The organism is Chryseobacterium sp. X308 (assembly GCF_020733145.1).
GTDB lineage: Bacteria > Bacteroidota > Bacteroidia > Flavobacteriales > Weeksellaceae > Chryseobacterium > Chryseobacterium cupriresistens.
On record NZ_JAJFZH010000047.1, the window covers coordinates 1 to 7,630 of the forward strand.

A 7,630-nucleotide genomic window follows, 5' to 3' on the forward strand; every position below is an offset into this window, starting at 1 on the left:
TTATAATATAATTTCGGCGGCATCTTCGATGCCGCCGAAATTATATCCTAAAATGGGTATTTTTTAATTTTTATCATCCATTCCTTACTGCTGACCTGATAGGAGTCAAAAGATCCATAAGTCCGTTTAATTTGATCTCGTAGACCGTTGAAAGCTGCATTCCCAATTTTCCTTTTGGCATTCCGTTTTTATTAAACCATTCCAGATAGCTGATGGGAAGGTCCACCAGAACCGTTCCTTCATATTTACCGAAAGGCATTTTCATGACACAGATTTCTTTTAATATTTCTGGATTAAGTCCTTCCACTTTTATATAATTAAATTAATTGTTCTTTAATATCATCCTGAGCGGGCAGTTCAAGATCCGGAGGAGTATCTTCATCCGAAAATTCGTTTCTGTATACCTGCACCAGAAGAAGTGTCAATGAGATCAGAATAGGTCCGAAAATCAGTCCCATAAACCCAAACAGATTCATTCCCATAATGATTCCGAATACGGTATTCAATGGGTGAATATTTTCCAGTTTCTTTAAAAGGGTAAAACGTAGAAGATTATCAGTAAGTCCCACCACCACAAGGCAGTAGATCGCTAAACCAATTCCTTGTCCGGTATTACCTTCCGCAATCATAAAAATGCACACGGGAACGTAGATAATAGCCGTTCCTACTACAGGAATTACAGAAGCGGCAGCCGTTAATGCAAAAAGCAATGCTGCTCCCGGTGCTCCAAAAATCAGATAACCGATGAGAGCAACAATCCCCTGCCCTACTGCTACAACCGGAATTCCGATAGCATTTGCCATGATTAATTTTCTCATTTTATCGCCAATCAGAGAGATATTTGCTCTCTTCAGCGGAGCGGAAGAAGTCAGAATCTTTTCAAAGAGCCTCGGTTTTTCCAACATAAAATAGAGAATAAAATACATGGACATCACAACTGTAAGCGTATTGAATGTCCCACTGACTGCAGAAGTAGAAAATTTTCCTACATTATCTTTCAGTTTTGCCATATTTTCTTTGCTTAGAATATCAAACCCTGTTTTTGAGAAAATATAAGCATGTATTTTATCCAGGAAAACATTGAACTTGGCCATATAAGCCTGTGCGTTTCCCAGTTTATCAATAATCAGATCGGCAATAAAATAGATCGGAAGAATAAGAACAATAAGACTTGCAAACATCAATGCAAAAGCAGCCAGTGACGGTTTCCATTTCTTTTCTTCCTGCAGATAAAAATTATACTTTCTGCAGACCACATAAATGGTAATCGCTCCCAGAACCGAGGGAATAAACAATGCCAGATTAAAGCAGATCAATCCGGTCAATACCAGAATGATGGCCAGTAACGACATCTGCTTTATCGCAACACTGCTTATTTGTTTGTCCTTATTCATCATGTATTTTATATTTTATTTACTGTACATAATCTGTCTTGGTTTTCCTAAGAAAGCGCAATAGGTAGAGTACATTACAATCATAATAAACGGAGCTGTCAGGATAATCCCTATTCCACAAAGAATAATTCCTGCAACAGAAATCAGACCTCCTAAAAACCCGGTTAATAAGAAAGTTCCATAATTTTCTTTAGCAATATTGAACGACTTTGATAAAGCCTCTGTAGCTGAAGCATTTTCAAATAACAGAATCGGATATCCTATTAAAAGGAAAGGATATACAAAAATGATAGGCAGAACACATAATGCCAGAGCAATGGAAGAAATTATCCACGCAAGAAGACTATAAATCAGGATGTTTACAAAATTCTGGCGGTATCCGATAAAAAGATCAGAAAATTCAATCGGACTTTTGGTATTGTATTTATTGACCATATAGATCAATCCTACATACAAGGGAGATAATAAAAGTCCGAAAAGGCTGGACGCTCCCATATATAAAGGAAGTCCCGGAGCACTCCAGTAATTAAAATCTCCTCCTGATTTCATTTCTTCCACCATAGAAGCAGAGTCAAACCCTGTAAGCATTTGAATAACAGAACCTCCGATAAGGTAGATGATCATAGCTACAATTCCGTAACCGAAAACGCCTTTGTACATTTCAAAAGCATGAGAAATAATTGATCCCGTTTCTCTGTTGGGTACAGAGCCCTGCTGATCAAATTCGTTAAATTCAGACATAGTTTAAATATTTAATGATTTTACCAAATTTACTTTTTTTTAGTAAAAAATCCCATTAAACACGAATGAATTTTAACTTTTCTCTGAAAAAACGGTTTTATACAATGAGTAAATCATTGCATTCCAAAAAGGAAAAGTAAATAATCCTCCAATAAAAAATAGGGCAAAGCCTAAGTACTTAAATAGAAAGGCAACGATTACACATACCGTTATTTCCAGAAAATACATTCTGAGCGCTTTAAAATTCAGGGAAATGGATTCAAAGATTCTTTTATTGGTAAAAAACATCAACGGAGCAACAAATACAGTTGCTATCACCCAAACGATTCCAAGAATAATAGTCTGGGCAGCATTGATATAAATGAAAAACCAGAAAATATAATATCCTATGTACTTAAAAAAGTTAAGTCCATTATATCCCACCAGTAAATCTCCCAGTTCCAGCTTTTCTTTAAGATCAATTTTTCTGTAGATCTGATAAAACCCGATATTGAGAGGATAAAGAAAAATCATAGTCCCCACAATCATCAGAGAAAAATTCTGAAATTCCGGAGTGGAAATCATTTTAGTATATTGTGCGGCATAGGCCTGCATACCATCCTTAAGATACTTGCTGGTTTCCATGTACTGGCTCAAAATATTATATTTCAGATCTGCGGCGAAAAATACCGTGAGGAAAATTCCAAAGTAAAAAATGGAAAACATCAACTGAAAAACGAGGGTTTTATTCCAATAAAAAAATGCCTGCTTCAATATAAAATCTATTCCCGGTTTCTGAGGATATTTGTTCTGCATCATAAAAAATTTATGCAAAAGTAAACATCAATAAGTACTTTTGCAGAATGTTTTCAGTGAATCATCAAAAATTTATGGAAATAGACGAGCTTTCTCTTCAGAAGGTTCCCTATTTTTTCATCATCGACTTTCTCTCGGAGAACGTTGAAATCTATCAGGAAAATGAAATTGAAAAACAGGGTTTAATTGTTGATTTTCAGGAATTTTCAACCTCAAAAGAGACCCATACTCTGGATAAAAAAGTAGTTTGGAAATCCTTTCCTGAAACATTGGAGAGCTTTCAGGCCGGCTTTAATAAAGTTCAGGAAAATATTCGCCTGGGAAACTCTTATTTAGTAAATTATACAAGAAAAACACGTATTGAGACTAATTTAACCCTGGAAGAAATTTTTTATCATTCAAATGCGAAATACAAAGTTTTTTATAAAGATTTTTTTGTATTTTTTTCTCCGGAAACTTTTGTAAAGATCATTGATGGAAAAATTTTTACCTATCCCATGAAAGGGACCATTGATGCATCTATTGAAAATGCAGCAGAAATCCTGAAAAATGATAAAAAGGAGAAGGCAGAACATTACACGGTTGTAGATCTCCTCCGGAACGATCTAAGCATGGTAGCAGACAATGTACAGGTGGATCAGTTCCAACAGATTGATTTTATCAAAACCCGGCAGAAGGATCTGTATGCAATGAGTTCTGAAATTTCAGGGATGATAAAACCTGAATATGAGGGAAAAATAGGAAGTATTATGCAGAAACTGCTTCCTGCAGGCTCTATTTTAGGAGCTCCCAAACCTAAAACACTGGAAATTATTCTGGATGCGGAAGGGTATGACAGAGGATATTACACGGGAATCTGTGGCTGGTTTGACGGCCAAAATGTAGACAGCTGTGTAATGATACGCTTTATTGAAAAAGAAGGAGATCAATTGTATTTCAAAAGCGGAGGCGGTATAACGCACATGAGCAAATTAGAAGACGAATATCAGGAAATGAAAAATAAAATCTATGTCCCAATTCATTGAAAGCATTAAAGTAGAAGATCAGGAGGTTTTTCTATTGGATCTACATCAGAAACGTGTCAATCAGACATTTTCCCATTTCGGGAAGGAAGACTCTATTGATCTGGCCAAGATCTATAAAAATCTGCAGCATGATGAAGATGGTCTTTTCAAGCTGAGAATTGCTTATGACCTTGATAAAAAGATCAGAACACAGATGATTCCTTACGCGATTCCTGAAATACAGGACTTTCAGCTGGTAGAAAACAACAGCTTTGATTATTCATTCAAATTTGAAGACCGCAAAGAGCTCGATAAAATGAAGATGAAAGCAAAAGCAGAAGAAATTATCATCGTCAAAAATAATCATATCACTGACACCTCCTTTTCCAACCTTTTATTTCTAAAGGGAAAAGATTGGTTCACTCCTTCTACTTACCTGTTGAACGGTGTACAGAGACAACATCTTTTAAAGCATAAAAAGATCAAAGAAACGGAGATCACTTTACAGAATATAAAGCAATTCACCCATTTCCAGATCATTAATGCGTTGAATGATTTTGATGATATGTTTATCTATCCTATCGACAGAATTATCAATCTGCCGGGGAATGAAGAATATCTTGATCTTTAAATTTATTTCATAAACTCAAAATACGATTTCAGTACATCTGCGCTATTCTTCCCGTGAGTATTTACTTCCAGGATTTTTGGCTGCGCATCAGGTTTGAAGAAATTCTCAAGAACTCTGTCCAGGGTAAGCTCATCTTCTACCCTAATGTAGGAGAAGCCAAAATGTTTCGCCAAAGACTCGGCATTCTTGCGGTGTTTTGTGGCAATAAACTCGTCTAATGTATTCGGGTTGGCATTTCCAGGGCCAGGAATGATTTTAAAGATATTTCCTTCACCGTTATTGAAAATCATAATTCTTACAAATGGCGGAATATATTGATTCCACAGACCATTGATGTCATAGAAGAAACTCAGGTCACCTGTAATCAATAAGGTTGGATTTTCATTTTTAATGGCAAATCCCATTGCCGTAGAAGTAGATCCGTCAATACCGCTTGTTCCTCTGTTACAGTACATTTTTCTCGTCCCAAAATCAAACAGCTGCGCATATCTGATCCCCGAGGAGTTACTGAAATGAATATTATAATTCTCAGGAATTGTTTGTGACGCTTTATTGAAGAAATAAAAATCTGAGAAATCAATTGTATTTAAAAACTGTTCGTGTTTAGCATCTTTTTTATCCCTTAAGACGTCCCAAAGGTTATAATAAGGCCTTGGTTCCAGATTGATAAATTTCAACAGTTTTGAGAAGAAAACCTCAGGTTTCACCTCTATCTTTTCTGTGAGTGAGAAATAAGTATCAGGCTGCCACACTTCATCCAGATGCCAGTGTTGTTTTGGACGGGCATTTCTGAGGAATTGTTTCACTTTTTTGGAAACCACATTCTGCCCAACTGTAATCAACAGGTCAGGAGCATATGTTTTATAGTCTTCTTCTGTAAAGTTGAAAATATAACGGTCTATATGTTTGAAAAACTTCTCATGGTGCAAATTTGAATTGGCTTCACTCAGTACTACAACAGAATGGTTTTTCACCAACTGGGTCAGCTGGCTTTCCAGTTCCGGACTGTAATCTCTTGTTCCCACCAACAGCATAATTCTTTGTGAAGTATGCCATTCTGCAATCAGATTGGACGGAATTTCATACTCTTTATGCTTAATTGTCTTTTCTACCGTAGGAAAAGTAGGAAGCTCTGAAACCAGCTCATACAAAGGTTCTTCCAAAGGAATATTAATGTGTACCGGACCTTGCTTCTCAAAGCAAAGTTCAATAGCTTTTTTAATGATATCGAAATTAATATCTTCTGCATTCTCCTTACTGTCTTCCAAAAGCTGGAAGTCACCATAGGAATGCTGATGAAAAACATCCTTCTGTCTGATCGTTTGCCCATCGAATATATCAACAAAATCTGTCGGCCTGTCAGCAGTAAGTACCAAAAGGGGCACATTCTGATAAAATGCTTCCGTAACCGCAGGATAATAATTAACTACCGCAGATCCGCTGGTACACGTAACAGCTACAGGTTTTTTCACACTTTTCGCCATACCCATTGCCACGAAAGCAGCACTTCTTTCGTCTACAATGCTGTAACAGTTGAAACTATCTACCTCTGAAAAATGGATGGCCAAAGGAGCATTTCTCGACCCCGGAGAAATTACGATATCTGCAATTCCGTACTGCTGAAGAAGATGTGCAAGTATTTGGATACTTCTCTTAGAAGAATATTTTTTCATACAGCAAATTTAACTTATAAATAATGATTTTAAAATCATTTAAATTAAAAAAAATGTAATTTTGCTGTTCGTAAATTTCTAAAAATGGATAAAATACCTAGTGTAGACCTGCGTGATTTCCTTTCGGGCAACCCGGAACGCAAACAGAAATTTGTAAATGAAATCGGAAAAGCTTATGAAGAAATTGGTTTTGTAGCCTTAAAAGGCCACTTTCTTGATGACAACCTAGTGGATGATTTGTATGGAGAGGTAAAAAACTTTTTTGAACAGCCAGTGGAAACGAAACAAAAGTATGAGATTCCAGGAATTGGTGGCCAGAGAGGTTATGTAGGATTCGGTAAAGAAACTGCAAAAGGTTTCAAAAAAGGAGACTTAAAAGAATTTTGGCACTTTGGACAATATCTGTCTGATGATTCAAAATACAGAACTGAGTATCCGGACAACGTAATCGTTGAAGAACTTCCAAGATTTAATGAAGTTGGTAAAGAAGCATTCCAAATGCTTGAGAAAACAGGACAGTATGTGTTAAGAGCTTTAGCATTACACCTTGGTTTAGATGAATTTTATTTTGATGACAAGATCGCAGAAGGAAATTCTATTTTAAGACCGATTCACTATCCGCCAATCACTGAAGAACCGGATGATGCGGTAAGAGCAGCTGCTCACGGAGACATCAACCTTATCACTCTTTTAATGGGAGCACAAGGAAAAGGTCTTCAGGTTCAAAACCACAACGGAGAGTGGATTGATGCCATTGCAGAACCAGATGAGCTGATGATCAATGTTGGTGATATGCTTTCAAGACATACCAATAACAAATTGAAATCTACGATCCACAGAGTGGTAAATCCGCCAAGAGAAATGTGGAGCACTTCAAGATATTCAATTCCTTTCTTTATGCATCCAATCAGTGCCATGTCTTTAAATGCACTTGAGAACTGTGTAGATGAAAACAATCCTAAATTATACGAAGATACTACCGCCGGAGAATTCCTGCATGAAAGATTGATCGAACTGGGATTGATTAAAAAATAAAAGAAACGGCTGTCTCTATTTGAGGCAGCCGTTTTTTACTATATTACATTCCAGTTAAATAGGAAACGCGTGTACATAACATTGTGCAGCTATCCATTCTGTAACAACCATTATTTTGATCATTAAGTTCCTGACATTCCTCCTGAAATACTTTTCAATTCCTTTCTCTCAATTTTCTTTAAATTTTTCATAGTTATTGTTTTAGTTTTTCCTACTCTATAAGCTTTTCGGATAACGCAAGCTTAAAATTACTATTTTATTATATTAATAATTAATCAATTAAAACTAAAAAAGTCTTAAACCGTAAAAGAATAGTAAGCTATATTAAATTTAATCTTTAAATATACCACACAGTGC

9 protein-coding genes are annotated in these 7,630 nt (G+C 36.1%); 3 read left to right on the forward strand and 6 right to left on the reverse strand.

Annotated elements, in window-relative coordinates; translation table 11 throughout:
- Positions 1-73: 73 nt before the first annotated feature.
- The 4 genes from LIV57_RS22645 to LIV57_RS22660 form a co-directional block, all read right to left on the reverse strand.
- Positions 74-307 carry a DUF3820 family protein gene (locus tag LIV57_RS22645; RefSeq protein WP_227944420.1) on the reverse strand — a complete coding sequence of 78 codons (234 nt, stop codon included), beginning with the start codon at positions 305-307 and terminating at the stop codon, positions 74-76.
- 10 nt (positions 308-317) lie between these two features.
- Positions 318-1,397, reverse strand: coding sequence for an AI-2E family transporter (locus tag LIV57_RS22650; RefSeq protein ID WP_110011749.1), 1,080 nt, complete (start codon positions 1,395-1,397; stop codon positions 318-320).
- Positions 1,398-1,409: 12 nt separating this feature from the next.
- Complete coding sequence (locus LIV57_RS22655; RefSeq protein ID WP_227944421.1) at positions 1,410-2,135, reverse strand: beta-carotene 15,15'-monooxygenase; 726 nt, start codon at positions 2,133-2,135, stop codon at positions 1,410-1,412.
- Positions 2,136-2,207: 72 nt separating this feature from the next.
- Positions 2,208-2,933 (reverse strand): hypothetical protein, encoded by a 726-nt coding sequence (locus LIV57_RS22660; RefSeq protein ID WP_227944422.1) that lies wholly within the window; start codon positions 2,931-2,933, stop codon positions 2,208-2,210.
- Between the two features lie 44 nt (positions 2,934-2,977).
- Between LIV57_RS22660 and LIV57_RS22665 the strand changes: the two genes are divergently transcribed.
- Entirely contained in the window at positions 2,978-3,955 is a 978-nt protein-coding gene (locus LIV57_RS22665; RefSeq protein WP_227944423.1) for an aminodeoxychorismate synthase component I, read from the forward strand.
- The gene (locus LIV57_RS22670) at positions 3,939-4,565 is read left to right on the forward strand and encodes an aminotransferase class IV (protein ID WP_227944424.1); all 627 of its coding nucleotides are present in this window, start codon (positions 3,939-3,941) and stop codon (positions 4,563-4,565) included. Before LIV57_RS22665 ends, LIV57_RS22670 begins: the two co-directional genes overlap by 17 nt.
- Positions 4,566-4,567: 2 nt before the next feature.
- Here LIV57_RS22670 and menD read toward each other — a convergent pair whose 3' ends face one another.
- Positions 4,568-6,238: a 2-succinyl-5-enolpyruvyl-6-hydroxy-3-cyclohexene-1-carboxylic-acid synthase gene (menD, locus tag LIV57_RS22675; protein ID WP_227944425.1), complete on the reverse strand. Its 1,671-nt coding sequence runs from the start codon at positions 6,236-6,238 to the stop codon at positions 4,568-4,570.
- An 84-nt stretch (positions 6,239-6,322) separates the two neighbouring features.
- Between menD and LIV57_RS22680 the strand changes: the two genes are divergently transcribed.
- The gene (locus LIV57_RS22680) at positions 6,323-7,273 is read left to right on the forward strand and encodes an isopenicillin N synthase family dioxygenase (RefSeq protein WP_202840961.1); all 951 of its coding nucleotides are present in this window, start codon (positions 6,323-6,325) and stop codon (positions 7,271-7,273) included.
- Positions 7,274-7,395: 122 nt separating this feature from the next.
- Here the strand turns inward: LIV57_RS22680 and LIV57_RS23000 are convergent, their stop codons facing one another.
- Entirely contained in the window at positions 7,396-7,464 is a 69-nt protein-coding gene (locus LIV57_RS23000; protein ID WP_410674350.1) for a bacteriocin-like protein, read from the reverse strand.
- Positions 7,465-7,630: the final 166 nt, after the last annotated feature.

Coding starts and splice junctions, on each gene's coding strand:
- LIV57_RS22650 (WP_110011749.1), bottom strand. CDS start 1,397: ATGATGAATAAGGACAAACAAATAAGCAGTGTTGCGATAAAGCAGATG.
- LIV57_RS22655 (WP_227944421.1), bottom strand. CDS start 2,135: ATGTCTGAATTTAACGAATTTGATCAGCAGGGCTCTGTACCCAACAGA.
- LIV57_RS22660 (WP_227944422.1), bottom strand. CDS start 2,933: ATGATGCAGAACAAATATCCTCAGAAACCGGGAATAGATTTTATATTG.
- LIV57_RS22665 (WP_227944423.1), top strand. CDS start 2,978: ATGTTTTCAGTGAATCATCAAAAATTTATGGAAATAGACGAGCTTTCT.
- LIV57_RS22670 (WP_227944424.1), top strand. CDS start 3,939: ATGTCCCAATTCATTGAAAGCATTAAAGTAGAAGATCAGGAGGTTTTT.
- menD (WP_227944425.1), bottom strand. CDS start 6,238: ATGAAAAAATATTCTTCTAAGAGAAGTATCCAAATACTTGCACATCTT.
- LIV57_RS22680 (WP_202840961.1), top strand. CDS start 6,323: ATGGATAAAATACCTAGTGTAGACCTGCGTGATTTCCTTTCGGGCAAC.